This window comes from Comamonas humi, assembly GCF_054782535.1.
The window spans coordinates 180239-204523 of record NZ_BAAGSH010000024.1 but is presented as its reverse complement, the minus strand read 5'-3'; the positions used below and the strand labels follow the sequence as shown (position 1 = coordinate 204523).

The window sequence follows — 24285 nt, the reverse complement described above, 5'->3', positions numbered from 1 at the left end:
TTTGTTCTAGCTTCTCATCAACCACATTCACACGGCTTCGGCCATCGTCTCGGCGCGCACGTCGAACTCCACCTTCCAGCGCTCGCTGCCGCCCACGGGCACCGCATTGAGTTCCAGCGTGCCGATGTCGGTCACGCGCGCATGCAGGGTGACGGGCACGACCTCGCCGCTGGCGCGGCCCTCGGCGGGCAGATGGGCTTCGATCTCCTGCAGCTCCACCAGCTCCTCGGGGCCCCAGAAGTCCAGCATGGTGCCCACGGCGTCGCTGCGGCGCACGCTGGAGCCGAAGAAGCGCAGGCGCACGGGTTCGCCCACGACCAGGCCGAATTCCTGTGCGTCCAGCGCCACTTCCGTGCCCTCTTCCATGCCGAAGGGCGCCAGGCACAGGGCCGAGATCGGCGGCTCCATGCCGGGAATGGCGGGCATGTTGGATTCCACGCCCACGTAATAGCTTTGCGCCGTGCCGCCGCGGATGCGCACGCCGCGGCCCTGGCGTACATGGCCGTAGTAGGCGGCGCCGCGCGCCACGGCCAGGTCGAGGTTGGCGCCATCCAGCAGGCGCGCGGCCTGCGCGCCCTCGGCGGCCAGCCAGCCGTTGACGACGTCGAGGATGCGCTGCTCGATCTGCGCGGCCTTGAGCACGCCGCCGTTGAACAAAATGGCCGTGGGGTGCAGGAAAGAGGCATCCGCGGGCTGCGTGCCCTGCAGGCCGTCAATCTGCTCGGTGGCGCCGGCCTGGCGCGACAAAAAGGCCGCCAGGTGGCGCGTGACGGCCGCGTCCTGCGCATAGGGCAGGCCCAGCTGCGTGAGCGCGCCGCGCGCGCGGGTCTGGGGCTTGTCGCTGACGGCGGCCTGGGGGAAGAAACCTTCGACCAGCATGGCCAGCACTTCGGCGCGCGTGACTTCGGTGCGGATGCTGCCGCCGATGAGCTTGCTGCCGCGGCTGGGCACCACCACGGGCACGGCCTGCAGGCTGTCGTCGGACAGCAGCTGCTCCTTGGCCGCGCGGCAGCCGTGGGCCAGCGCGCGGGTCTGCCAGGCGTCGAGCTGCCGGCCTTCCTGCGCGAGCTTGCGCGCCACGCCATAGGCCAGGGCCAGGTCCATGTTGTCGCCGCCGAGCAGGATGTGCTCGCCCACGGCCACGCGCTGCAGCTCAAGGTTGCCGTCGCGCTCAAGCACGGCGATCAGCGACAGGTCGGTGGTGCCGCCGCCCACGTCCACGACGAGGATGATGTCGCCGTTCTTGACCTGCTTGCGCCAGTCGCCGCCGCCGGCCTGGATCCAGCTGTACAGCGCGGCCTGGGGTTCCTCCAGCAGCGTGAGGTTGTGGAAGCCCGCGGCCTTGCAGGCCTCGGCCGTGAGCTCGCGCGCAGCGGGGTCGAACGAGGCGGGAATGGTGACGGTGATGTCCTGGGCGTCGAACGGCGCCTCGGGATGGGCCTGCTCCCAAGCCCAGCGCAGGTGCGAGAGGTAGCGGATGGAAGCCGTCAGCGGCGAGACACGTTGCACCTCGGGCGGGGCGTCGGCCGGCAGCAGCGGCGAGCGGCGGTCCACGCCGGGGTGGCACAGCCAGCTCTTGGCGCTGGACACCAGGCGTATCGGCGTGGCCGCGCCGCGCGTGCGCGCCATCTCGCCGACGACGAAGTCCTGCTGTCCCAATTGCTGAGAACTCCAGGGCAAAGCCATGTCGGCGGCCGTGAGTTCGCTCTCGTGTGGCAGGTACAGGAAGGACGGCAGCAGAGGTTTAGCCTCCACACTGGCCGGGCCGGTGAGCTGGGGAATGTCCAGCACGCCCTGCACCACCTTCTCGCCGTCGCTGGCGCTCCGGTCCACCCAGGACAGCGCGCAGTGCGTGGTGCCCAGGTCTATCCCTATGCTGTACTTTGCGTTGTGGTCCATGTTCACAGCTCCACCTCGGCTTGCGCGATGACCTTTGCTGCCTGGGTGTCGGTGAGCTGCGGCAGCTTCACTTCCGTCACCTGCCAGCCGCGATGGCCCAGGGTGCCGGTGAACGGCGCCTGGCCCACCACGTTGCCGGTCAGGCGCACGGCGGCGGCGTCAAAGCCGGCCTGCAGCGTGACGCGCGAGCCCTCGGCTTCGCTGCGCACGGGCTGGATGGCGAAATGCTCGCGCAGCACCTTGCGGCAGCCCTCGTGCACCACGCGGGCGGCGGCGCCGATCTCGGCATCGGTATAGGGCGCGACCTCTTCCTGGATGAAGTCGACGAAGCGCGCCTCGCGCTGCAGCAGGCCCAGCAGTTGCAGGGCGGCGGTGTCGGTGGGGACTTCAATGGTCTTCTCGACCAGTTTCTCGACCGGCACCTCGACGCGCTTTTCCACGGTCTTCTCGACGATCTTTTCCACGGGCACTTCCACGCGGACTTCGACGATCTTCTCGACGGGGACTTCGACGCGCACTTCGCGGGGCTCGACATCGGCGGCCAGGGCTTCGCCGCCGCGCAGGCGGCTCACGTCACCGGCCAGGCGGCTGTTGCCAAGGATGGCGAAGAAGCTGCCGATCGCAATGGCGATGCGGCTGAGAAAGGATGGGGGTTGGGATGGCATGGCTGGGGTATTCAGAGGCGGGCGCCGCATCCCTGGACATGGCAGGGCACGGGCGCGGAAGGGCCGGCGTGGGGCCGCCGGCTACAGGGCCGAAATTTTAACGATTTGCCGGATTCCCCAGGCTTCGTTCAGCGTCTACTGATTTGATAGCTGCTCGCGCTTATCCAGCAAGCGCTGCAGCCGTTTTTGGCATTTATCTGGCCAGCGCCACCCCGCCCGCCAGCCGCTCTGCCACCACGCGCTGCACGGTGGGCGGCGCGTCCTGCAGCAGCGCGGGCCAGTCGGCCTGGGCCTGCTGCACCAGCTTCTTCGCCATGCGCAGGTGGTTGGGGATGCGCGGCAGCCCGGCGCGGGCCAGCAGCGCCTCGAGATCGGCCCAGCCGAAGGCGCGCAGCTTCTGGTCGATGGCGCGGTTGATGCCGTAGTCGGTGGGCGGCACCTCATCGAGCAGCGCGCTCACGCACACCGGGTCGTACAGCGGGGCCAGCACGGGCTGGTGCGCGTCGGGATAGGAGAGCGCCCAGTTCTTCAGGTGCGCATCGGTATTGCCCATCAGGATGAAGGCCACCAGCCGGTGGATGAATTCGCGCACGTCGGCCACGCGCCTGGCCGACAGCGCGTTGAGCACGCGCAGCATGTTGCCGTAGTCGGCCGTCAGGTCGGTGCCGTACTTGCGGCCCGGCGGGTAGCCCAGCACCTGGATGAATTCCTCCATGTGCACGCGCAGGCCGTCCGGGCCGCGGTCGAAGCGCCGCACCGCGAGGATCTGCTCGAAGGGCACGGCCTCGGGCAGCTCGGCCTCGGCACGGCCGATGATGCGGGCCTGCGCGCAGTCGAGGCCCAGCGCCTGCGCCAGGCGGTAGCCCGTCATCTCGTTGGCCACCAGGTCGGGGTGCCGGCTGGTGGGCAGCTTGAGGATGTACGAGCCCGCCTGCCCGTGCTTCTTGACGGCGTAGCGCCGCCCGTCGTACACGGCCGAGAACTTAGTGACCACGCCGGGCAGCGAGGCGGCGTCTTCCACCGGCGACTCGACGAAGCCCGGCTCCAGCACGTCGAGCCCCATGGCCGTGTGCCAGTGGCGCACCACGTCGGGGATGCCCTCATCGCGCGGCACGGGCTCGACCTCGAGCGCGCCCATCAGGTCGTGGCCGGCCGCGGCCAGCAGCTCGAATTCGTCGTCGGGCGCGCAGTGGCGCTCGCGCGCCAGCCTATCGCGGTTGTGGCCCTCGGGCAGCAGGTTGCTGAAGTAGGCGGGCCAGTGCCCGTCGGTGCGCACCAGCCGGTGGTCGCGCGCGGCCGTCAGGATGGCGCGGGTCGCGGCATCGTCGCCGCCGCGCAGCGACAGCGACAGCGCCGGCCGTGCCGGGTCTTGCACATAACCGTCGTCGAACGAGGCGCGCAGGATGTCGCCGTACTGCGACAGGTAGCCGATCGCCCGCCGGCTGCGGTCGGGCAAGTGCAGGTACATGCGCAGGTAACGGATGGCGGTGCTCATGGCGTTATTTCAAAAAACATAGCTGCTCGCGCTTGCTGCATAAGCGCTAGAGGCCATTTTTATCATAATTCTTGCGCAGCAGCTCCTCCACCACCGACGGCGGTGCGCCGGCACCGGTGGGCTGGGCCAGCACCCGGCCGCCGGACTGCAGGAAGGCCTCGACCTCGCTGCGCACCGCGCTGGGCACCAGCATCAGCGTCAGGCCCAGCGCCTGCGCCATCTCCTGCACGGTGGACAGGCGCGGATCGACCACGCCCGACTCGGTGCGCTGCACCGTCAGCCGCGTCAGGCCCGCGGCCTGCGCCAGCGCTTCCTGGCTGAGCCCGGCGGCCTTGCGCGTCGTGGTCAGCACATCAACAATGTTCATCATGATATGCATTTTCCTTTAAATGCATAGTTTAATGATCTTTTCAAAAATGGCAAGCGGCCGATTTCAGCCCGCCATGCAGGCATCGACCAGCGCCTGCAGCGTGGCCGAGCGCTGCTTGCCCTTGCGCTGCAGCATCGAGAACTGCCGGCTGGGGCCCGGCAGGCTGGTCGGCAGGATGGCCAGCTCGCCGCGCGCCACCATGGGCTCGGCGATCACCTGCGACACGCAGGCCAGCCCAGCGCCCTGGGCCACGGCGGCGCAGATGGCCTCGGAGCTGCCCAGCACCGCCGCTATCTGCCACGAGCCCAGCTTGGCGAGCACGGCCGCCTCCACCGTCTCGCGCGTGCCCGAGCCCTCCTCGCGCAGCAGCCAGCGGCAGGCCCGCAGCTGGGCCACGGACAGCGGCCTGGCGCGCGCCTGCGCCGCCAGCGGGTCGTGGGCCGAGCTGACGATGCACAGCTCGTCGCGCCGCCATGGCAGCAGCTCCAGGTCGGGCCAGTGGCTCAGCCCCTCGATGAAGCCCAGGTCCACCCGGCCCTGGTGCATGGCCTCGGCCACCTCGCGGGTGTTGCCGATGTCGAGCGTGACATGCACATGGGCCTGGCTGCGCATGAAGGCCGCCAGGATGGGCGCCAGCACATGGTTGGCGATCGTCGTGCTGGCCGCCAGCCGCAGCGCCACCGGCGCGGCGCCGCCGCCGGGCTGGCCCAGCCGCTCCAGCGCGCCGGCCTGCTCCAGCAGCGCCTGCGCCTGCGGCAGCAGCGAGCGCCCCAGGTCGTTGAGCGCTAGGCGCTTGCCGACGCGGTCGAACACCTGCGCGCCCATGCCCTGCTCCAGCTGCTGCAGCGAGGCACTGATGGCCGACTGCGACAGCCCCACGCGCCCGGCCGCCGCCGTGGTGCTGCCCGCATCGGCGATGGCGCAGAAGACTTCCCATTGCTTCAAGGTCTGGTGCAGCATGGCTGGCTCAATCTACCCAAAAAATCGATATATATAACTATATCAATTTGTTTTACAGGTAGTTTGCGCAAGCCTACAGTCCGGGGCCATGGGCAATACATCCACTCCAAACCTGGCGGCCTCGCGGCAAGCCTCCCGCCCCCAGGGCAACGCACTGTCCGGCCTCGTTCCGGGCCTGCTGCTGGTCAGCGCCATCGCCGTGGCCGCGACCTGGCTGGCGCAGGCGCCCTGGCTCGCGCAGCACGGCCTGAGCGCGCTCACCGTCGGCATCGTGCTGGGCATGGTCGCCGGCAACCTGGTGCCCGCCATCACGCAGGGGCCCTGGGCCGGCGGCATCCAGCTGTCCAAGCAGAAGCTGCTGCGCCTGGGCATCATCCTGTACGGGCTGCGCCTGACCTTCCAGGACATCGCGCAGCTGGGCTGGAGCGGCCTGGCCGTGGACGCGGCCATGCTGGGCTCGACCTTCGTGCTGGCGCAGTGGCTGGGCCGGCGCTGGCTGGGCATCGATTCGCGCACCTGCCTGCTGATCGGCGCCGGCAGCTCCATCTGCGGCGCCGCCGCGGTGCTGGCCACGGCCCCGGTCGCCAAGGGCCGCGCCGAAGACGTTTCCATCGCCATCGCCACCGTCGTCGTGTTCGGCACGCTGGGCACCTTCCTCTACCCGGCGCTGCAGCTGGTGCTGGAACTGCCGGCGCATGCCTACGGCCTGTGGGTGGGCTCGTCGGTGCACGAGGTGGCCCAGGTCGTGGCCGCCGCGCAGATGGTGGGGCCCGAGGCGGCCAACTCGGCCGTCATCGCCAAGATGCTGCGCGTGATGATGCTGGCGCCATTCCTGGTGATGCTCTCGGTCTGGCTGGCACGCAAGGATGCGCCTGCGGACAGCCACCGTGGCGCCAGCAAGAAGCAGTCGAGCCTGGCCTCGGTGACCATTCCCTGGTTCGCACTGGGCTTTGTCGCGGTGGCCGGCATCCACTCGCTGCAGGTGATTTCCGAGCCTGCCGTGCACTGGGGCACCGCGCTGGACAACTTCGTGCTGACCATGGCCATGATCGCCCTGGGCATGACCACGCAGATGCGCGCCATCAAGGACGCGGGCCTCAAGCCGCTGCTCCTGGCCGCCCTGCTGTTCGTCTGGCTGGTGGGCGCCGGCCTGCTGCTCAACACCTGGCTGGCCTGAGCCGTCAGAAAACCAGGATCATCGCCACGCGGCGCTGCGGATTCATCCCCCGCAGCGCTTCCTGCTCCAGCAGCATCGCCAGATGGGCCGGACCTGCGCCAGCCGGCACCCGCTGGAAACCCAGCGAGGCATAGAAGCGTGCATTGAACGGCGCCAGCCGGTCCGTGGTCAGCGAAGCACCCGCCAGCCGCCGCGCCCGTCCCCGCGCCAAAAGCGCCTCCAGCAGGCGCCGGCCCAGGCCCTGGCGCTGCCAGCGGGGGTGCACATCCATCTCGCCAATATGCAGCCAGCCGTCCAGCACCGTGGCGCCGGCAAAGCCTGCCGGCTCCCTGTCTTCGGTGAACGCCGCCAGCAGCAGCCCATCCTGGTGATAACGCCGCAGATCCTCGTCACTGCTGGCCACCGCGGCGCCAGAGACGGCGCCGGCCGCGCGCAGGGTCTCGAACGAGGCCAGCTCGATGGCCTGCAGCGCCGCGAAATGGCGGGGATCGGCGGGTTGGATGGAGAAGGAAGTGGGCATGAAAAAACCGCCAGTGCCTGCCGGCACCGGCGGTTTCGATGAATGCATGTGGTAGGGCCTCGCGGAGTCGAACCGCGCACCAATGGATTATGAGTCCACTGCTCTAACCAAGCATGAGCTAAGGCCCCGGCACCATCACTTTGCAGTGAAGCTTTCTATTGTAGGGCCTATTTCGTATGGCTCAGTGCATTGCTCACGAGCCGCGAGGTGATGCCGACGATCTGGATCATCTTCTCGTAGGGCATGCGGGTCGGGCCGATCACGCCCAGGGTGCCGACGATCTTGCCGTCCACCCGGTAGGGCGCGCTGACCAGCGACAGCTCTTCGAAAGGCAGCACCTGGCTTTCGCCGCCGATGTAGATCTGCACGCCCTCGGCGCGGTTGGAGCTGTCGAGCAGGTGCAGGATCTGCGTCTTCTGCTCGAACAGGTCGAAGGCGCGGCGCAGGTTGTGCATGTCGTGCGAGAAGTCGCTCACCGCCAGCAGGTTCTTCTCGCCGGCGATGACCAGCTCGTCCTGGGCGGTGGTGGTGCCTTCGTCGTCCACATTGACGGCCTGCAGCATCAGCGCGGCGATCTCGCTGCGCAGTTTCTCCACCTCGCGCTTGAGCTGCTCGCGCACCTTGTCCATCGCCATGCCGGCGAAATGCGCATTGAGGTAGTTGGCCGTCTCGACCAGTTGGTTCTGCGCATAGTCGGACTCGGTGAAGATCACGCGGTTCTGCACGTCGCCCTCGGGCGACACCAGGATCACCAGGATGCGCTTTTCCGACAGGCGCAGGAACTCGATCTGCCGGAACACGCTGTTGCGCCGTGGCGCCAGCACCACGCCGACGAACTGCGACAGGTCGGACAGCACGCCGGCCGCGTTGGCGATCACCTTCTGCGGCTGCTCGGGCGCGATTTCGGCCGCCACGCCCTGCTCAGGCTCCACCGTCAGCATGGTGTCGACGAACAACCGGTAACCCTTGGCGGTGGGAATGCGCCCGGCGGAGGTATGGGGGCTGACGATCAGCCCCAGCTCCTCCAGATCGGCCATCACGTTGCGGATGGTGGCCGGCGACAGCGCCAGCCCCGGCGCGCGCGACAGAGTGCGGGAACCTATGGGTTGGCCGTCCGCTATATAGCGTTCGACCAGCGTTTTGAGCAACAACCGGGCGCGATCATCGAGCATTGCCACATTTTAATGATCTAATTTGTGCATGCAGCCTCACTTCCATCATGTCGCCCTGGTTGGCAAGTACCATGCACCGCCCTCCGCCGAGGTGCGCCAGCAGTCGATCACCTCGCTCACCGAGGTGGCCGCCTACCTGGAGTCGCTGGGCGCCAGCGCCTACGTGGAAAGCGAGACCGCGAACTTCACCGGGCTGGACCACTACCCGGTGCTGCATGTCGACGAGATCGGCACCCGCTGCGACCTGGCGCTGGTGCTGGGTGGCGACGGCACCATGCTGGGCGTGGCCCGGCAGCTGGCGCGCTACGGCATTCCGCTGGTGGGCGTGAACCAGGGCCGGCTGGGCTTCGTGACCGATATCCCGCTGCAGGGCTACCACGAGCCGCTGAAGGCCATCATGGCTGGCCAGTACGAGGAAGAGGCACGCTCGATGATGCAAGCGCGGGTGATGCGCGACGGCGACTGCGTGTTCCGCGCCCTGGCCTTCAACGACGTGGTGGTCAACCGCGGCGGCACCTCGGGCATGGCGGAGCTGCGCGTCGAGGTGGGCGGGCAGTTCGTCGCGCACCAGCGCGCCGACGGTCTGATCATCGCCACCCCGACCGGCTCCACCGCCTACGCCATGTCGGTGGGCGGCCCCATCGTGCACCCCACCGTGCCGTGCTGGATCCTGGCGCCGATCGCGCCGCACACCCTGTCCAACCGGCCGATCATCATCCCCGACACCGAGGAAATCTCCATCGAGGTGGTGGGCGGCCGCGACGTGGCGGCCAACTTCGACATGCAGTCGCTCGCGTCCATCCTGCGCGGCGACCGCATCCTGGTGCGCAGCGCGCCGCACAAGGCGCGCTTCCTGCACCCGCGCGGCTGGAACTACTACGCCACGCTGCGCAAGAAACTCGGCTGGAACGAAGGAGGATTCCCGTCATGAGCCTCAGGCGCATCGCGCTGCGCGAGTTCGTTATCGTTGCGCAGATGGAGGTGGAGTTCGCCGGCGGATTCACGGCGCTGACCGGGGAGACCGGCGCCGGCAAGTCGATCCTGATCGATGCGCTGCAACTGGTGCTGGGCGCCCGGGCCGACTCCGGTGTGGTGCGCCAGGGCGCCGAGCGCGCCGAGATCGTGGCCGAGTTCGACATCCCCGACAGCTTGCGCCCCTGGCTGGCCGAGGCCGGCCTCGACGAAGGCGAGACCCTGCTGCTGCGCCGCGTGCTCGACGCCCAGGGCAAAAGCCGCTTCTGGATCAACGGCGTGCCCGCCACCGCCACCCAGTTGCGGCAGGTGGCGCCCGACCTGATGGACATCCACGGCCAGCACGCCTGGCAAAGCCTGATGCAACCCGAATCGGTGCGCCGCCTGCTGGACGCCTATGCCGGCGCCAGCACGGCCGAGGTCCAGCAGGCCCACGCTGCGTGGCGCGCCGCCGACAAGGCGCTGCACCACGCCCGCGACCAGCAGGAGCACAACCACCGCGAGCGCGAGCGCCTGCTGTGGCAGATCGCCGAGCTGGACAAGCTGGCGCCGCAGCAGGACGAATGGCCCGAGCTCAATGCCCAGCACACGCGGCTGTCGCATGCGCAGGCGCTGATGGATGCGGCCCAGCAGTCGCTCGCCATCCTCAGCGACGACGACGCGGGTATCGCCACGCAGGCCGCTCGCGCGTTGCACCTGCTGCAGAACCAGACCCATGTCGAGCCCTCGTTCGCCGCCATGGCCGAGGCGCTGGAATCCAGCCTGGCGCAGCTCGACGACGTGGTGCACTCGCTGAACGGCTACCTGCGCCACGCCGAACTCGACCCCGAGCGGCTGCAGGAACTGGACCAGCGCCTGGGCCAGTGGCTGTCGCTGGCGCGGCGCTACAAGCGCCCGCCCGAGGAGCTGTGGCCGCTGCTGCAGTCGTGGCGGACCGAACTCGCGGTGCTCGACCAGGCGGCCGACCTGGACGCGCTGGCCCAGGCCGAGCAGGCCGCCCGCCAGCAGTACCAGCAGGTGGCGCGCCAACTCACGCAGGTGCGCACGCGCGGCGCCAAGCGGCTGTCCGCCGCCATCACCGCGTCCATGCAGGACCTGGGCATGGCGGGCGGCCGCTTCGAGGCGGCCGTGAGCCCCGCCCGCGAGCCACGTGCGGACGGCCTGGACGACGTGGAATTCCTCGTCGCCGGCCACCCCGGCACCGAGCCCCGGCCCATCGCCAAGGTGGCCTCGGGCGGCGAGCTGTCGCGCATCTCGCTGGCCATCGCCATCTCCACCAGCCGGCTGGGCCAGGCGCCCACGCTGATCTTCGACGAAATCGATTCGGGCATCGGCGGCGCGGTGGCCGACGCGGTGGGCCGCGTGATGCACCAGCTCGGCAGCGACCGGCAGGTGCTGGCCGTTACCCATCTGGCGCAGGTGGCCGCGCGCGCCGACCACCACCTGGTGGTGGCCAAGCAGCGCAGCAGCCGCGGCACCACCAGCCACATCGAAGGCATGGAGGGCGAACGCCGCGTGGACGAGATCGCCCGCATGCTCGGCGGCGAGAAGATATCCGCCACCTCGCGCGCCCATGCGCTGGAGATGATGCACGGAGAAGGCCATGCCCACGAAGCCCGCTGACCGCCCCGCCATGCACGTCGTGCTGATCACCGGCATGGCCGGCTCCGGCAAGTCGGTCGCGCTGCATGCGCTCGAGGATATGGGCTACTACTGCCTGGACAACCTGCCGCCCGAGCTGCTGACCTCGCTGCTGTCGCTGCAGAACTGGCAGCACGGCCAGCACATCGCCATCGCCATCGACGCGCGCAGCGCCAGCTCGCTGCACCTGGTGCCGGCGCAGCTCGCCGCCATGCGCGCCGCCGGGGCGCAGGTGCAGCTCATCTACCTCGATGCGCTGCGCGACACCCTGATCCGGCGATTCTCCGAGACGCGCCGCCGCCACCCGCTGACCAACGAGGCGCTGCAAAAAGGCCCCAAGGCCCTGGTGCAGATGATCGACGAGGAGCGTGCGCTGCTGGCCGAGCTGCGCGAGCAGGCGCACGTGATCGACACCTCGTCGATCCGCGCCTCGCAGCTGCAGGCCTACATCAAGCAGCTGATGCAGGCGCCCGCCACCAGCATGACGCTGGTGTTCCAGTCGTTCGGCTTCAAGCGCGGCATTCCCATGGACTCGGACTTCATGTTCGACGTGCGCATGCTGCCCAATCCCTACTACGAAGCCGATCTGCGCGCGCTCACCGGGCTCGACGCGCCGGTGGCGCACTTCCTGGCGCAGCAGCCCGAGGTGCAGCAGATGAAGACCGACATCGTGCAGTTCCTCGACCGCTGGCTCATAGCCATGGCGCAGAACCACCGCAGCTACGTCACGGTCTCCATAGGCTGCACCGGCGGCCAGCACCGCTCGGTCTACCTGGCCGACCAGCTGGCGCGCCACTTCAGCGCCGGCTGGACCACGGTGCAGCGGCACCGCGAAATGGATTTCTCGATCTAGCCCGGCTGCGGGTTCTTCGCCAGGTCATAGAGGATGGCCGCGCTGGTCAGGCCGCCATCCACCACCAGGTCATGCCCGGTCACGAAGCGGGCGTCGTCGCTCACCAGGAAGGCGATGGCGTCCGCTACCTCGTCGGGCCGGCCGTAGCGCGCCATCGGCGTCGCGGCCCGGATCGCTTCGCGCACCACCTGGTTGTGCAAGGTGGCGGTCTGCGGCGTCTCGATGGGGCCGGGGGAGACGGAATTTACCGTGATGCCGAACGGCGCCAGGTCGATGGCGCAGGACTTGGCCAGCGCCAGCACCCCGCCCTTCGACGAGCAGTACGCCACGCGGCCCGACCAGACCTGCTGGCCCGAGATGGACGCTAGAAACACGATGCGCCCGCTCTTGCGCTCGGCCATGCGCTGCGCCACCGCCTGGGTGCAGAGGTAGCTGCCCGTCAGGTTGATGCCAATCACCCGCTCCCACGCGCTCGCCGGGTTGTCCAGGATCGAGCCCTGGTAGCTCACGCCCGCGCTGTTGACCAGCGCATCGAGGGCGCCGAAATCGGCCCAGGCCTGGGCCACCACCTGCTCGACCAGCGCCGCATCGCGCACGTCCAGCACATAGGTTCGCACACGGCCGGCGGCATCCAGTTCGCGGCTGGCCTCCTCCAGCTGCCCGGCGTTCACATCGGCCAGAGCCACGCTGGCGCCATCGGCCAGCAGGCGCCGCGCCGTCGCCAGCCCCAGGCCGCTGGCGCCGCCGGTGATGAAGGCCGTCTTGCCGGCCATGCGTCCAGATTGCATTTGCGTCATTCCTATTCCCTTCCAAGATCAATCCATCAGCAGGCCGCCGTTCATGTCCAGGATCTCTCCCGTGATGAAGCCCGACAGCGGCGAGGCCAGGAAGCGGACCGCATGCGCGAACTCCTCGGGCTCGCACCAGCGCCCCACCGGAATCTGGCGCAGCAGCTCGGCTTGCTGCTGCGGCGACAGCTGCTGCGTCACCATCGGCGTGCGCACATAGGCGGGCGCAATGGCATTGCAGGTCACGCCATGGCCAGCCAACTCGCGCGCCAGCGAGAAGGTCAGCGCCCCCATGGCGCCTTTCGATACCGAATAGGCCGTGCCCGCCGTCAACCCGCCGGTCTTGGCAGCCAGCGAGCCGGTGTTGACGATGCGCCCCCAGCGCCGCGCCTTCATCGCCGGCACCACGGCCTGGGCCCAGAAGAACGCGCCGTCGAGGTTGACCGCCAGCACCTCGCGCCATTCCTGCACCGACGTGGCCTCGGCCTTCTGGTTCGTCAGGATGCCGGCATTGTTGACGAGGATGTCCACCTCGCCGAAGCGCTCGCGCACCGCCGCATGCGCCGCGGCCACGGCGGCAGGGTCGGAGATATCGCAGGCCAGGCCCGCCGCGCGGGGGCCGTGCACGGCCTCCAGCTCGCGCAGCGGCGCCTCGGCGCGGTCGACCATGGCCACCTGGCAGCCATCGTCCAGCAGGGCCTGCACGGTGGCTCGGCCCATGGTGCCGGCGGCGCCGGTGACCACGGCCACCTTGCCCTGCAGCGGAAGGGAAGCAGTCGATTGCATGAGAACTCCCCGCCCTATGCCTTGAGGTCCAGCTTCTTGATCAGCGCGCGGAAGGTGGCATTGTCCTGCGCCATCACGGTGCCGAACTCCGCCTGGTCCAGGTAGCCTTCGCGGAGGTTGAGCTTGTGCATGGTCTCCTTGAGCGCAGGCTCCTGCATGGCCTTGGCCACGGCCTGGCGCAGCACGGCCACCACGTCCGCCGGCGTGCCCTTGGGCGCGGCCAGGCCGCGCCAGCCGGTGACCTGAACGTCGATCCCGCGCTCCTTGAGCGTGGGCACCTGCTCCCAGCCCGAACCTATGCGCTGCGCGCCCATCACCGCCAGCGGCCGCACCTTGCCGTCGGCCACGAAGGCCGCCATGTCGGGCGGCGTCAGCGACAGCGCCTCCACATGGCCGCCGGTCAAATCCAGCAGCGCCGGGCCAGCACCGCGGTACGGCACGTGGGTGAACGGCACGCCGGTTTTGTCCGACAGAACCACGGCCGCCAGATGCCCCAGCGAACCCGGGCCGGCATTGCCCACCTTCAGCCCCTCGGAGCCGGCCTTCTTGCTGGCGGCCAACAGGTCCTCGATGCTGCGGATCGGCGAATCGTGGCGCACCGCGATGGTGGCCGGGTCGGCGTTGAGCCGGGCAATCGGCACCACGTCGTCCGAGGTGAAGCGCACGCCGCCCATGTGCGGGATGATGGTGATCTCCACCGTGATGATGCCGATCTTGTAGCCGTCCGGCCGGGCGCCCACCAGCTCGGCCCAGCCCACGCCGCCGCTGGCGCCCGCCTTGTTGACGATGACCAGGCTCTGCGGCAGGTACTTGCGCGTGGCCTCGGCCAGCGTGCGCGCCAGTGCGTCGGTGCCGCCGCCGGGCGGGAAAGGCACGATCAGCTCGATGGGCTTGTGGGGATACGGGCTCTGCGCCAGAGCCGGCAGGGCCAGCGCCGCGGCGCCTGCCAGCAGCACAGTGCGGCGCGTGGCGCCCGGATGGGATGGGTGCATGGAATGTCTCCTTGTAGATATAGGGTCAGGCGCGGCTCGCGCGCCAGCCATCGATGAGTTGCCGGAAGTTCGCCGCCACGCGGGCCTGGAACTCGGCGTCGCCGATCTGCCCGGCCAGCCAGGCACGGCTGGCCTCGGCCCAGACGCTGCGGCCGACCATGAAGCCGCGCACGATGCCGCTGGCGGCGCGCGCCTCGGCAAAGCCCGCCACCAGTTGCTCCAGCGGCTGCGACAGGCCCAGGATCACCGCGCCGCGGCAGTGCGGATCGCGCTCGGCCACCAGGGCTTCCAGCACCTGCCAGTGGCGCGCGGCCATCACGCCCACCTTCCACCATTCGGGGCGCAGGCCTTGATCGTAGAAATGGCGGATCGCGCGCAGCGTGGCCTCGCCCGGGTCGCCTTGCAGCTCGCGCGGTGGGATCACCTCCAGCAGCAGCTCGTGGCCGCTTTCGCGCGTGGCCTCCCAGACCTGCTGCAGCCATTCGTCCTGCTCGGCGCGCAGCGGCGCGGGGTCGTCCGGGTGGTAGAACACCAGGCACTTGACGACCTGCTCGCGCGGCCAGTGCACGAGCTGCGAGCCCAGCGAATGCGTGCCGTCAAAGCGCAGCGGGCGCGAGCCCGGCCGCTCGATGGGCCGGCCCAGCCACCAGCCGCGGCCGGTGGCGTCGTGCAGCGCAGCCTCGCCCAGGCGCCCGTCGATCAGCACGCCGAGCTTGCCGCGCAGGCTGGCGTCATCGGCCTCGATGCCGGCCACCACGCCATTGATGAGCCGCTTGAGCGCCGGGATGCGCGCCGCATCGGCGCCCGCCTCGCGTGCCAGGTCCTCGAACTGCGAGCGGTGGTCGTAGGCCAGCACGCACAGTTCGGGCCACTGCGGGCGCGGCACGCTCACGCGGTGCAGGTGGGCGAGTTGCGGGTCCTGGTCGGGGCGCAGCTGGCGCTCGCCGCCGAACCAGTGCGCCAGCTCGGCCTGCGTGGGCATGGCCGGCGCGCAGCCGTGGCGCGAGACCACGATAGCGCCGCAGGCGTTGGCGAGGCGCGCCGATTCCGCCCAGCCCTGGCCGGTGAGCAGGCCATACAGCAGGCCCGAGGCAAAGGCATCGCCCGCGCCCAGCACGTTCAGCACCTCGATGCGCTCGCCCAGCACGGTGAGCGCATCGTCGATGTCGTTGGGCACCTCGCCGTCGATGATGCTGCAGCCCAGCGCGCCGCGCTTGACCACGAACACCGCCTGCGTGTGCCGGCGCGCGCTGCGCAGCGCGGCCATCAGCTCGGGCTCTCCGCCGGCGATCAGCCACTCTTCCTCGGTGCCGATGATGAGCTCGAAAAACGGCAGTTGCTCCTGCAGGTGGCGGCTGACCGTGTCGCTGCCGATGTAGCGCGTCTCGCCGTCGCCCCGGCCCGTCAGGCCCCAGAGCACGGGGCGGTAGTCGATGTCGAGCACCCGTACCGCGCCATGGCGCCCTGCCAGCTCCAGCGCGCGGCGGCTGGCGGCCAGCACCGTGGGCGTGCTCAGGTGCGTGCCGGTGATGAGCAGGCTGCGGCAGCCGGCGATGAAGTCCTCGCTGATCGCGGCGGCGTCGAGCGCCATGTCGGCGCAGTTCTCGCGGGCAAACAGCAGCGGGAAGCTGTGCTGGTCCTTGATGCCCAGCAGCACCATGCCGGTCAGGCGCTGCGGGTCGATCTGCACCTGGCCCACGTCGCAGCCTTCGCGGCGCAGCGTGTTCAGCAAGAAGCGGCCGTTCTGCTCGTCGCCCACGCGCGAGACCATGGCCGAGCGCAGGCCCAGGCGCGCGGTACCGAAGGCGATGTTGGCCGACGAGCCGCCGAGGTATTTGGCAAAGCTGGTCGCGTCCTCCAGGCTGCAGCCGATCTGCTGCGCATAGAGGTCGACCGCGAGGCGGCCGAGGCAGGCCACGTCGTGCGTGCGGCCGGCGGGAAAGTTCAGCGTGGGCATGGGTCTCCTGTCGATGTCGGCGCGCGCCGGGCAAGGCGGCGGGCCAGATAATGGAACGGAGTATAGTTCGATTTAGAAATTTTTTTCTAAAAATATGAAAAACAGAAAAAACAGTTCAATCGCCGAAGTGCCACCCTCGCCCTACGCGGACGCGGATGCCTTCCTGGCCGACCTGCGCGCCCAGTACCCGCAGCTCAGCCGCCAGTTGCAGGCGATCGCCCGCCATGTGGAGCACAGCGGCGCGCACATCGCGCTGCAGGGCATCCAGGAGGTGGCGCAGGACGTGGGCGTGCAGCCCTCGGCGGTGGTGCGCTTCGCCAAGCATTTCGGCTTCCACGGCTACACGCAGCTGCAGACGCTGTTCCGCGCCGGTGCAACGCGCCAGCTGGCGCCGCAGCGCGACTACCAGGACCGCATCCGCAGCCTGATCGGCACGGCCGAGGGCGCGCCGCCGCTGGCCGGCACGCGCATCGCGCACGAGGTGGTCGAGGGCGGCATCGCCAGCCTGCAGGCGCTGCAGGCCACGCTGGCCGATGCGCAGTCCGCCGCAGCCTTCGATGCGGCGGTTCAGCTACTGGTCGATGCGCCGGCGATCTGGCTCGCGGCCGCGCGGCGCGCCTTTCCAGTGGGCGCGTACCTGGCCTACGCGCTGCAGCACACGGCCAAGCCGGTGCACTGGCTGCACGGCCTGGGCGCGATGCAGATGGGCGAGCTGCGCGCCATGGCGCCGGGCGATGTGATGGTGGCCGTGTCCTTCGAGCCCTATGCGAACGAGACGCTGGGCCTGGCCGATGCGGCGCTGGCGCGCGGCGCGCGGCTGCTCGCGCTCACCGACAGCCCGCTGTCGCCGCTGGCCACGCACGCCAGCGCCACGCTGCTGGCGCAGGACAGCGCGACCTTCGGCTTCCGCTCGCTGACCGGCACGCTGTGCCTGGCACAGTCGCTGTTCATCGCGTTGGCCTACCGCATGGAGCTGGTGTCAGAGTCGCCGCAAAAACCATAGCTGCTGGCGCTCATCCACCGCCGATTTCAATATAAAAACCATTTGAATGGCTTGATGAATGAGTGCTGGCAGCTCACTTTTTTGACAGCCCCAGCAGCAGCGAGCGGATAGGCGCCGGCAGGCCCACGTCGGCCCAATCCTGCTCGGCGCACCACAGGCCCTGGCCCGGCGGCGTGGCGCCCGCGCCGGCCTGTGCGCCCACCGGATGCAGGTACAGGTCGCGGTGCGTCAGCACATGCAGAAAGGCCGGCAGGTGCGCCTGCACCGTGGCATCCAGCGGCGGCAGCGCCGCCTGCAGCGCGGCTTCCGACTCGAACACCGGCAGGCAGTGCAGTCCGGCCCAGATGCCGGGCGCGGGGCGCTTTTCCAGCCACACGGCGCCATCGGGGCGGCGCAGCAGCAACAGCCACCATTGCTGCGCGCTGCGCTTGAGCGTGCGGGTCTTGACCGGAAAGCGCTCGGGCGTGCCCAGCTGGCGCGCCCGGCAGCCGTGCTGCACCGGGCACAGCAGGCAGCTCGGGCTGCGCGAGGTGCACACCGACGCGCCCAGGTCCATCAGCCCCTGGGTGTAGCGCGGCATGTTCTGCGCCCGCTGCTTTTGCGGCAGCAGCGACTCGGCCAGCGCCCAGAGCTTCTTCTCGGATGCGGACTTGGCCAGGTCGTCATCGAAGGCGAAGGCCCGCGTCAGCACCCGCTTGACGTTGGCGTCCAGGATCGCGGCGCGCTCGCCAAAGCAGAACGAGGAGATCGCCGCCGCCGTCGAGCGGCCAATGCCGGGCAAGGTGGCCAGCTCGGCCGCGGTGCGCGGAAACGCGCCGCCAAAGCGCTCCATCACGTCCTGCGCGCAGCGGTGCAGGTTGCGCGCGCGGCTGTAGTAGCCCAGGCCCGCCCACAGCGCCATCACGTCCTCGTCGCCGGCCTCGGCCAGATCCTTGACGGTGGGAAAGCGTTCGAGGAATCGCTGGTAGTAGCCCAGCACGGTCGTCACCTGCGTCTGCTGCAGCATGATCTCGGACAGCCACACGCGGTAGGGATCGGTGGTGTTCTGCCACGGCAGGTGGTGGCGCCCATGCTCGGACTGCCACTGCACCACTTGGTCGGAAAATTCGCTCACGCTCGCCTTGTCTGGTTCAAAAAATCACGTTGCTTACTTCTGGCACCGGGCGCAATAGTAGGTGCTGCGCTGCCCTTGCTGGATCTGCAGGATGGTGCCGCCGCAGCGCCGGCACGGCTCCCCGGCGCGGTCGTACACCTTGGCCTGGTCCTGGAAAGCGCCCGCATAGCCGTCCACATGCGAGAAATCGCGCAGCGTGCTGCCGCCCGCCGCAATCGCCTGCGCCAGCACCTCACGGATGGCCGCATGCAGGCGCTGCGCGGCCGCGCGGCCCACGCGCTGGGCCGGCTTGGTGGGCGAGATACCGGCCAGAAACAACACCTCGCTCGCATAGATGTTGCCCACGCCCACCACCAGCTTGCCGCTCAGCAGCAGTTGCTTGATGGCCACCCGCGAGCGCTGCAGGCCGCGCCAGAAATCCTCGAAGGTGAAGGCATCCTCCAGCGGCTCCACGCCCAGGTGGCCCAGCAGCTTCAGGCCCATGCCGGCGTCCTCGCGCTCCACCCACACCACGGCGCCGAACCGGCGCGGGTCGTGCAGGCGCAACACACCGCCGCTGGTCTGCAGCTCGAAATGGTCGTGCGCGCCGCGCGGCGGCAGCTCGGCCGCGAAGCGCAGGCTGCCCGACATGCCCAGGTGGATGAGCAGCAGCCCCTCGTCCAGGTCCATCAGCAGGTACTTGCCGCGCCGGCGCAGCGAGCGCACCGACTGCCCGAGCAGCCGCGCCTCGGCAATGCCCAGCGGCCAGCGCAGCGGCTTGCCCAGCTGCACCCCGCGGATGCTTACCCCTTGAATCGCATCAGCCAAACCTCTGCGCGTAACCTCGACTTCCGGCAATTCGGGCACATTCGTCCTTTAGCAAACCCTTTATGTCCTTCGATTATTATCGTCCGATGAAGCAAACTCTTCGCCTACTGGCCTACGGCCTGGCCGCCAGCCTGTGCAGCCCCCTGCTCGCAGCGCCCACGCCGCACAAGCCGGCCCCGGCCAGCGAACAGAAGGCCAGCCCGAAAAGCGCGCAGAAGCTGGCCGCCGCCGAGCGCGAGGAAAGCGCCAGCGCCCAGCTCGATGCCGAACTGTTCTACGAGTTGCTGCTGGGCGAGATGTACGCCTACCGCGGCGAAGCCGCCCCCAGCGTGGAACTGCTGCTCGACGCGGCCCGCCGCTCGGGCGACGCCAAGGTCTACCAGCGCGCGGCCCAGGTCGCGCTGCTGTCGCGCTCCGCCGAGCAGGCCACCATGGTGGCCCGCGCCTGGAAGGAAGCCCATCCCCAGTCCTCGCAGGCCAACCGCTTTCTGCTGCAGGTGCTGCTCGCCACCAACCAGGGCGAGGCCACGCGCGCCCTGCTCAAGCAAGAGATCGCCAACGCGCCCGCGGCCGAGAAGCGCGAATTCATCCAGGCCCTGCCACGCATTTACAGCCGGCTCGGCAACCGGGCGCTGGCCGCCTCCATCGTGCGCGACGCGCTCGCGCCCGAGCTGGAGAACCCCGCCACCGGCGGCGACGCCTGGGTGGCCATCGGCCGCGTGGAGCTGGCCGCCGGCGAGAAGCTGCCCGCGCTGGAATCCACGCGCCGGGCCATGGCCATCGACGCCAACAACGAGGGCGCTGCCCGGCTCGCGGCCGACCTGGTGAACGAAGGGGTGAGCGAGGCCGAGCCGCTGGTCAAGGCCTATCTCGACAAATCCTCCAGCGCCGATGCCCACCTGGCCTACGCCCGCAGCCTGATGGGTGCGCAGCGCTTCGACGAGGCCCTGCAGCAAACCCGCCGCGCCACTGAGCTCGACGCCGACTCGCCCGACGCCTGGATGCTCAAGGCCATCATCGAGGCACAGACCCGGCAGTACGCCGAGGCCGACGTCTCGCTGCTCAAGCTCGACACGCTGACACCCAAGCTGCCGTCGTCCGTGCTGCAGCGCGAGGTGCGCATCCAGAGCCTGATGCTGCGCGAGCAGATGGCCGAGGCGCAGCAGAAATGGGCCGAGGCCGAGCAATGGGCCCGCCAGATCGGCGAGGCCGGCAACCAGCCGCTGTCCACGCTGCGCCTGGCCTCGATCCGCATGCAACAGGGCCGCTTCGATGACGCCGAAGCCCTGCTCGACAAGCTGCCGCAGGACACGCAGGCCGACCAGCGCACCAAGCTCGCCGCCCAGGTGCAGTTGCAAAAGACCGCCAAGAACTACACCAAGGCGCTGGCGCTGCAGGCCAAGCTGGTGCAGCTCTCGCCCAACGACAACGACGCGCTCTACGAACAGGCCATGCTGGCCGAGCGCCTGAACGACATCGACCAGATGGAGCTCCTGCTGCGCCGGATCATCGCCCGCAAGAACGACTACTACCACGCGTACAACGCGCTGGGCTACTCGCTGGCCGACCGCGGCCTGAAGCTCGACGAGGCCAAGACCCTGATCGAGACGGCGCTGAAGATGTCGCCCGGCGACCCGATGATCACCGACAGCCTCGGCTGGGTCGAGTACAAGCTCGGCAACCACGAACGCGCGGCGCAGCTGCTCGAAGAGGCCTACACCAAGATGAACGACCCCGAGATCGGCGCCCACCTGGCGCAGGTCTGGTGGACGCAGGGCAAGAAGCAGGCGGCCGAATCGCTGCTGCGCACCGTGCTGAAGGATGCCCCGGACAACGAGGCGCTGCTCAAGACCTTCCAGCAGCTGGGCCTCAAGCCGTGAGCGCATCCCCTCGCCTGCAGCGGCGCAGCCTGCTCGCGGCAGCGGCCTCGCTGCTGCTCGCGGCCTGTGCCTCGCCGGGCCGCCAGTTGGCCGCCGCGCCCGAGTCCGACTACTGGAGCGGTCGCCTGAGCGTGCAGGTGCAGACCGATCCGCCGCAGTTCAACAGCGGCGAGTTCGAGCTGTCGGGCAACGCCCGGGCCGGCGAACTGGTGCTGCTCAACCCGTTGGGCAATATCGTGGCCCGGCTGCAATGGGCGCAGGGCCAAGCCAGCATCACGCAGGGCAGCAGCACCCGCAGCTCGGATTCGCTGTCCGCGCTGGTGCAAGAGCTGCTCGGCACGCCGCTGCCCATCGAGGCCCTGTTCGACTGGCTGCGCGGCCAGGCCACGCGCGTGCAGGGCTGGGAAGCCGACCTCGGCGCCATCGCCGACGGCAAGCTCACCGCCCACCGCTACAGCCCCCAGCCCGAAGCCAGCCTGCGCATCGTGTTCACGCCGCGCTGAAACCCCTGCCCTCTTTCGTTTTTCGTATGCGCGCGCTCTACGACGTTCCGGCCCCCGCCAAGCTCAATACCTTCCTGCACATCACCGGGCGCCGCGCCGACGGCTACCACCTGCTGCAATCCGTCTTTCTGCTGATCGACTGGCAGGACCGGCTGCACTTCGAGCTGCGCGCAGATGCCACCATCGCCCGCCATGACCTGGGCAGCGCGCTACCGCCCGACGATCTGATCCTGCGCGCCGCCCGCGCGCTGCAGGCCGCCACCGGCTGTGGCCTGGGCGCGGACATCCATATAGAGAAGTCCATTCCCGCCCAGGCCGGCATGGGCGGCGGCTCGTCGGACGCGGCCAGCACGCTGCTCGCGCTGAACCGGCTGTGGAACCTGGGCCTCAGCACCCAGCAGCTCTCGCGCATCGGCCTTACGCTCGGCGCCGACGTACCTTTCTTCCTGTGCGGCCACAACGCCTGGGTCGAAGGCATAGGCGAGCTCATCACGCCGCTGCACGATGCGGCGCTGGCCGGCCAGGACATCGTCGTCGCCAAACCGCAGGCCGGACTCGACACCAAATCCATTTTTTCGCACCCTTCTTTAAAACGCGATTCAGAGCGTGCTACAATTGCGGTCTTCGCTGATAAGCACTTTGACTTCGGTCGAAATGACTTGCAGCCGGTAGCTGAAGGCTTGTGTCCCGAGATAAAAAAAACCATCAACTGGTTTGAATCGCAAGGATTACATGCTAGAATGACGGGCTCAGGCAGTGCAGTGTTTGCAGTGAAGAGGCAAGATCAAAGCCATACAGTCGGGCAAGCGCCAGACTGGATAGTGAGAGATTGCAAAAGTCTTGCGGAACACCCTTTGCGGGGCTGGTCAGCAGACTGAAGGTTTATAAGGATTGGCAAAACTGCTGCCGGTTCTTGTAGGGGAGTCGCCAAGTTGGTAAAGGCACCGGATTTTGATTCCGGCATGCGAGGGTTCGAGTCCTTCCTCCCCTGCCACCCAACATCTACGAGCAATCATCGAGGCCCATCTGCAGTGGGACGCTCATGCAAAACCATCATCCCGATTTCATGGTTTTCACCGGCAATGCCAATCCAGGCCTGGCCGCTGAAATTGCGCAGCATCTTCGTACGCCCATGGGGACGGCCGACGTAGGCCGCTTCTCCGATGGAGAAGTCACCGTCGAGATCCGCCAGAACGTGCGTACGCGCGACGTCTTCGTGGTGCAGCCCACCTGCGCGCCCACGAACGACAACCTGATGGAACTGCTGGTGATGGTGGATGCGCTCAAGCGCGCATCGGCCGAGCGCATCTGCGCCGTCATCCCCTATTTCGGCTATGCCCGCCAGGACCGCCGCCCGCGTTCGTCGCGCGTGCCTATCTCGGCCAAGGTCGTGGCCAACATGCTGCAGGCCGTGGGCGTGTCGCGTGTGCTGACCATGGACCTGCACGCCGACCAGATCCAGGGCTTCTTCGACATTCCGGTCGACAACATCTATGCTTCGCCGGTGCTGCTGGGCGACCTGCGCCAGAAGAACTACGAAGACCTGATCGTGGTCTCGCCCGACGTGGGCGGCGTGGTGCGTGCCCGTGCGCTGGCGAAGCAGCTGAACTGCGACCTGGCCATCATCGACAAGCGCCGCCCGAAGGCGAACGTATCCGAAGTGATGCACGTGATCGGCGACATCGAAGGCCGCAACTGCGTGATCATGGACGACATGATCGACACCGCCGGCACGCTGGTGAAGGCGGCCGAAGTGCTCAAGGAGCGCGGCGCCAAGCAGGTGTATGCCTACTGCACGCACCCCATCCTGTCGGGCCCGGCCATCGACCGCATCACCAACGGTGCGGCGCTGGACGAAGTGGTGGTGACCAACACCATCCCACTGTCGGATGCCGCACTGCAGTGCAAGAAGATCCGCCAGCTGTCGGTGGCACCGCTGTTCGCGCAGACCATGCAGCGCATCGCCACCGGCGAATCGGTCATCAGTTTGTTCCAGGACGCCTGATACCCCGGTAGGGGCATCCTGACATCGCCGGCCGTTGCACCGCAACGGCCTTTGTAATCGGACCCGCTGGTCGCGGTGGGTTCTTAGTGGAGTATTGAAAATGAACTTTGTCGCTTTTGAGCGCGCCAAGCAAGGTACGGGTGCGAGCCGCCGTCTGCGCAATTCGGGCCGTACGCCCGGTATCGTCTACGGTGGCGAAGCCGCTCCCGTGGCCATCGAGCTGGACCACAACGCCCTGTGGCACGCCCTGAAGAAGGAAGCGTTCCACTCCAGCGTGCTGGAAATGGACCTGGCCGGCGCCAAGAGCCAAGTGCTGCTGCGCGACGTGCAATACCACCCGTTCAAGCAACTGGTGCTGCACGTGGACTTCCAGCGCGTGGACGCCAAGACCAAGCTGCACATGAAGGTGCCGGTGCACTACAGCGGTGCTGAAGAGTCTCCCGCCGTGAAGGTGGGCAAGTGCCTGGTGACCCCCGTGGTGACCGAAATCGAAGTGAGCTGCCTGCCCACCGACCTGCCCGAGTTCATCGCCGTGGACCTGAGCAAGCTGGAAAAGGGTGCGACCCTGCACCTGAACGACATCGCTCTGCCCAAGGGCGTGACCGCCGTGTCGCACACCAACCCCGCTCTGGTGTCGGTGGCTGCTCCTGCCGGTGGCGAAGCCGCTGCCGAAGAAGCTCCGGCTGCCTAAGAAGCTCCGCCTTCCCGTCAAAAAGGCTGCACCCC

At 68.7% G+C, this 24285-nt stretch carries 23 protein-coding genes and 2 tRNA genes; 11 read left to right on the top strand and 14 right to left on the bottom strand.

Translation table 11 applies throughout. The annotated features are described in order from the left end of the window. Positions 1-27: 27 nt before the first annotated feature. The 5 genes from ACYVKR_RS23695 to ACYVKR_RS23675 form a co-directional block, all read right to left on the bottom strand. On the bottom strand, positions 28-1899 hold the full coding sequence (locus ACYVKR_RS23695; protein WP_460483442.1) for an Hsp70 family protein: 1872 nt from the start codon (positions 1897-1899) through the stop codon (positions 28-30). Positions 1900-1901: 2 nt separating this feature from the next. After that, on the bottom strand, positions 1902-2564 hold the full coding sequence (locus tag ACYVKR_RS23690; protein ID WP_460483441.1) for a DUF2760 domain-containing protein: 663 nt from the start codon (positions 2562-2564) through the stop codon (positions 1902-1904). Between the two features lie 193 nt (positions 2565-2757). Continuing rightward, entirely contained in the window at positions 2758-4059 is a 1302-nt protein-coding gene (locus ACYVKR_RS23685) for a type II toxin-antitoxin system HipA family toxin (protein ID WP_460483440.1), read from the bottom strand. A gap of 46 nt (positions 4060-4105) precedes the next feature. Beyond that, the gene (locus ACYVKR_RS23680; RefSeq protein WP_460483439.1) at positions 4106-4429 is read right to left on the bottom strand and encodes a helix-turn-helix transcriptional regulator; all 324 of its coding nucleotides are present in this window, start codon (positions 4427-4429) and stop codon (positions 4106-4108) included. A 63-nt stretch (positions 4430-4492) separates the two neighbouring features. After that, the gene (locus ACYVKR_RS23675; protein ID WP_460483438.1) at positions 4493-5389 is read right to left on the bottom strand and encodes a LysR substrate-binding domain-containing protein; all 897 of its coding nucleotides are present in this window, start codon (positions 5387-5389) and stop codon (positions 4493-4495) included. Between the two features lie 88 nt (positions 5390-5477). On the opposite strand from ACYVKR_RS23675, the gene ACYVKR_RS23670 reads away from it, so the two are divergent. Then, a complete protein-coding gene (locus ACYVKR_RS23670; RefSeq protein WP_460483437.1) occupies positions 5478-6566 on the top strand; it encodes a YeiH family protein in 1089 nt (362 codons plus the stop codon). 4 nt (positions 6567-6570) lie between these two features. On the opposite strand, the gene ACYVKR_RS23665 is transcribed toward ACYVKR_RS23670, so the two are convergent. The 3 genes from ACYVKR_RS23665 to hrcA all read right to left on the bottom strand — a co-directional run bounded on the left by ACYVKR_RS23665 (position 6571) and on the right by hrcA (position 8258). Further along, positions 6571-7086 (bottom strand): GNAT family N-acetyltransferase, encoded by a 516-nt coding sequence (locus ACYVKR_RS23665; RefSeq protein ID WP_460483436.1) that lies wholly within the window; start codon positions 7084-7086, stop codon positions 6571-6573. A gap of 49 nt (positions 7087-7135) precedes the next feature. Further along, a tRNA-Ile gene (locus tag ACYVKR_RS23660) sits at positions 7136-7214 on the bottom strand. A 39-nt stretch (positions 7215-7253) separates the two neighbouring features. Next, positions 7254-8258, bottom strand: coding sequence for an HrcA family transcriptional regulator (gene hrcA / locus ACYVKR_RS23655; protein ID WP_460483435.1), 1005 nt, complete (start codon positions 8256-8258; stop codon positions 7254-7256). A 28-nt stretch (positions 8259-8286) separates the two neighbouring features. Here hrcA and ACYVKR_RS23650 point away from each other — a divergent pair, with 28 nt between their 5' ends. From ACYVKR_RS23650 to rapZ, 3 genes are read left to right on the top strand one after another with little or no spacing between them, the layout of a single operon-like run. Next, positions 8287-9189, top strand: a complete 903-nt coding sequence (locus ACYVKR_RS23650; RefSeq protein WP_460483434.1) for an NAD kinase — start codon at positions 8287-8289, stop codon at positions 9187-9189. Next, a complete protein-coding gene (gene recN / locus ACYVKR_RS23645; RefSeq protein WP_460483433.1) occupies positions 9186-10853 on the top strand; it encodes a DNA repair protein RecN in 1668 nt (555 codons plus the stop codon). Before ACYVKR_RS23650 ends, recN begins: the two co-directional genes overlap by 4 nt. Further along, positions 10834-11724, top strand: coding sequence for a RapZ family nucleotide-binding protein (gene rapZ / locus ACYVKR_RS23640; protein WP_460483432.1), 891 nt, complete (start codon positions 10834-10836; stop codon positions 11722-11724). Before recN ends, rapZ begins: the two co-directional genes overlap by 20 nt. On the opposite strand, the gene ACYVKR_RS23635 is transcribed toward rapZ, so the two are convergent. From ACYVKR_RS23635 to ACYVKR_RS23620, 4 genes are read right to left on the bottom strand one after another with little or no spacing between them, the layout of a single operon-like run. After that, positions 11721-12512 carry an SDR family NAD(P)-dependent oxidoreductase gene (locus ACYVKR_RS23635; RefSeq protein ID WP_460483431.1) on the bottom strand — a complete coding sequence of 264 codons (792 nt, stop codon included), beginning with the start codon at positions 12510-12512 and terminating at the stop codon, positions 11721-11723. The genes rapZ and ACYVKR_RS23635 overlap by 4 nt on opposite strands. A 27-nt stretch (positions 12513-12539) precedes the next feature. Beyond that, complete coding sequence (locus ACYVKR_RS23630; protein WP_460483430.1) at positions 12540-13298, bottom strand: SDR family NAD(P)-dependent oxidoreductase; 759 nt, start codon at positions 13296-13298, stop codon at positions 12540-12542. Positions 13299-13312: 14 nt separating this feature from the next. Further along, positions 13313-14290, bottom strand: a complete 978-nt coding sequence (locus ACYVKR_RS23625) for a tripartite tricarboxylate transporter substrate binding protein (RefSeq protein ID WP_460483429.1) — start codon at positions 14288-14290, stop codon at positions 13313-13315. Positions 14291-14315: 25 nt separating this feature from the next. Further along, entirely contained in the window at positions 14316-16247 is a 1932-nt protein-coding gene (locus tag ACYVKR_RS23620; RefSeq protein ID WP_460483428.1) for a 5-dehydro-2-deoxygluconokinase, read from the bottom strand. A gap of 94 nt (positions 16248-16341) precedes the next feature. Between ACYVKR_RS23620 and ACYVKR_RS23615 the strand changes: the two genes are divergently transcribed. Continuing rightward, positions 16342-17250 (top strand): MurR/RpiR family transcriptional regulator, encoded by a 909-nt coding sequence (locus ACYVKR_RS23615; protein ID WP_460483427.1) that lies wholly within the window; start codon positions 16342-16344, stop codon positions 17248-17250. 73 nt (positions 17251-17323) lie between these two features. Here the strand turns inward: ACYVKR_RS23615 and mutY are convergent, their stop codons facing one another. Further along, positions 17324-18364 carry an A/G-specific adenine glycosylase gene (gene mutY, locus ACYVKR_RS23610; protein WP_460483426.1) on the bottom strand — a complete coding sequence of 347 codons (1041 nt, stop codon included), beginning with the start codon at positions 18362-18364 and terminating at the stop codon, positions 17324-17326. 33 nt (positions 18365-18397) lie between these two features. Further along, positions 18398-19210 (bottom strand): Fpg/Nei family DNA glycosylase, encoded by an 813-nt coding sequence (gene mutM, locus ACYVKR_RS23605; protein ID WP_460483425.1) that lies wholly within the window; start codon positions 19208-19210, stop codon positions 18398-18400. A 47-nt stretch (positions 19211-19257) separates the two neighbouring features. On the opposite strand from mutM, the gene ACYVKR_RS23600 reads away from it, so the two are divergent. The 6 genes from ACYVKR_RS23600 to ACYVKR_RS23575 all read left to right on the top strand — a co-directional run bounded on the left by ACYVKR_RS23600 (position 19258) and on the right by ACYVKR_RS23575 (position 24250). Beyond that, the gene (locus tag ACYVKR_RS23600) at positions 19258-21051 is read left to right on the top strand and encodes a tetratricopeptide repeat protein (RefSeq protein WP_460483424.1); all 1794 of its coding nucleotides are present in this window, start codon (positions 19258-19260) and stop codon (positions 21049-21051) included. Next, entirely contained in the window at positions 21048-21554 is a 507-nt protein-coding gene (locus ACYVKR_RS23595) for a LolA-like protein (RefSeq protein WP_460483423.1), read from the top strand. Before ACYVKR_RS23600 ends, ACYVKR_RS23595 begins: the two co-directional genes overlap by 4 nt. Before the next feature lie 26 nt (positions 21555-21580). Then, a complete protein-coding gene (ispE, locus tag ACYVKR_RS23590) occupies positions 21581-22432 on the top strand; it encodes a 4-(cytidine 5'-diphospho)-2-C-methyl-D-erythritol kinase (protein ID WP_460483422.1) in 852 nt (283 codons plus the stop codon). Positions 22433-22471: 39 nt separating this feature from the next. Continuing rightward, a tRNA-Gln gene (locus ACYVKR_RS23585) sits at positions 22472-22548 on the top strand. 48 nt (positions 22549-22596) lie between these two features. Continuing rightward, complete coding sequence (locus tag ACYVKR_RS23580) at positions 22597-23559, top strand: ribose-phosphate pyrophosphokinase (RefSeq protein WP_460483421.1); 963 nt, start codon at positions 22597-22599, stop codon at positions 23557-23559. Between the two features lie 100 nt (positions 23560-23659). Then, positions 23660-24250, top strand: coding sequence for a 50S ribosomal protein L25/general stress protein Ctc (locus ACYVKR_RS23575; RefSeq protein ID WP_460483420.1), 591 nt, complete (start codon positions 23660-23662; stop codon positions 24248-24250). Positions 24251-24285: the final 35 nt, after the last annotated feature.

What these genes read in the sequence shown, in the direction of transcription:
- ACYVKR_RS23695 (WP_460483442.1), bottom strand. Translation starts at nt 1,899, where the DNA reads ATGGACCACAACGCAAAGTACAGCATAGGGATAGACCTGGGCACCACG.
- ACYVKR_RS23675 (WP_460483438.1), bottom strand. Translation starts at nt 5,389, where the DNA reads ATGCTGCACCAGACCTTGAAGCAATGGGAAGTCTTCTGCGCCATCGCC.
- ACYVKR_RS23685 (WP_460483440.1), bottom strand. Translation starts at nt 4,059, where the DNA reads ATGAGCACCGCCATCCGTTACCTGCGCATGTACCTGCACTTGCCCGAC.
- ispE (WP_460483422.1), top strand. Translation starts at nt 21,581, where the DNA reads ATGCGCGCGCTCTACGACGTTCCGGCCCCCGCCAAGCTCAATACCTTC.
- rapZ (WP_460483432.1), top strand. Translation starts at nt 10,834, where the DNA reads ATGCCCACGAAGCCCGCTGACCGCCCCGCCATGCACGTCGTGCTGATC.
- ACYVKR_RS23690 (WP_460483441.1), bottom strand. Translation starts at nt 2,564, where the DNA reads ATGCCATCCCAACCCCCATCCTTTCTCAGCCGCATCGCCATTGCGATC.
- ACYVKR_RS23575 (WP_460483420.1), top strand. Translation starts at nt 23,660, where the DNA reads ATGAACTTTGTCGCTTTTGAGCGCGCCAAGCAAGGTACGGGTGCGAGC.
- ACYVKR_RS23680 (WP_460483439.1), bottom strand. Translation starts at nt 4,429, where the DNA reads ATGATGAACATTGTTGATGTGCTGACCACGACGCGCAAGGCCGCCGGG.
- ACYVKR_RS23625 (WP_460483429.1), bottom strand. Translation starts at nt 14,290, where the DNA reads ATGCACCCATCCCATCCGGGCGCCACGCGCCGCACTGTGCTGCTGGCA.
- ACYVKR_RS23650 (WP_460483434.1), top strand. Translation starts at nt 8,287, where the DNA reads ATGCAGCCTCACTTCCATCATGTCGCCCTGGTTGGCAAGTACCATGCA.
- ACYVKR_RS23635 (WP_460483431.1), bottom strand. Translation starts at nt 12,512, where the DNA reads ATGCAATCTGGACGCATGGCCGGCAAGACGGCCTTCATCACCGGCGGC.
- ACYVKR_RS23620 (WP_460483428.1), bottom strand. Translation starts at nt 16,247, where the DNA reads ATGCCCACGCTGAACTTTCCCGCCGGCCGCACGCACGACGTGGCCTGC.
- ACYVKR_RS23580 (WP_460483421.1), top strand. Translation starts at nt 22,597, where the DNA reads ATGCAAAACCATCATCCCGATTTCATGGTTTTCACCGGCAATGCCAAT.
- ACYVKR_RS23615 (WP_460483427.1), top strand. Translation starts at nt 16,342, where the DNA reads ATGAAAAACAGAAAAAACAGTTCAATCGCCGAAGTGCCACCCTCGCCC.
- ACYVKR_RS23665 (WP_460483436.1), bottom strand. Translation starts at nt 7,086, where the DNA reads ATGCCCACTTCCTTCTCCATCCAACCCGCCGATCCCCGCCATTTCGCG.
- ACYVKR_RS23600 (WP_460483424.1), top strand. Translation starts at nt 19,258, where the DNA reads ATGAAGCAAACTCTTCGCCTACTGGCCTACGGCCTGGCCGCCAGCCTG.
- ACYVKR_RS23630 (WP_460483430.1), bottom strand. Translation starts at nt 13,298, where the DNA reads ATGCAATCGACTGCTTCCCTTCCGCTGCAGGGCAAGGTGGCCGTGGTC.
- hrcA (WP_460483435.1), bottom strand. Translation starts at nt 8,258, where the DNA reads ATGCTCGATGATCGCGCCCGGTTGTTGCTCAAAACGCTGGTCGAACGC.
- recN (WP_460483433.1), top strand. Translation starts at nt 9,186, where the DNA reads ATGAGCCTCAGGCGCATCGCGCTGCGCGAGTTCGTTATCGTTGCGCAG.
- ACYVKR_RS23670 (WP_460483437.1), top strand. Translation starts at nt 5,478, where the DNA reads ATGGGCAATACATCCACTCCAAACCTGGCGGCCTCGCGGCAAGCCTCC.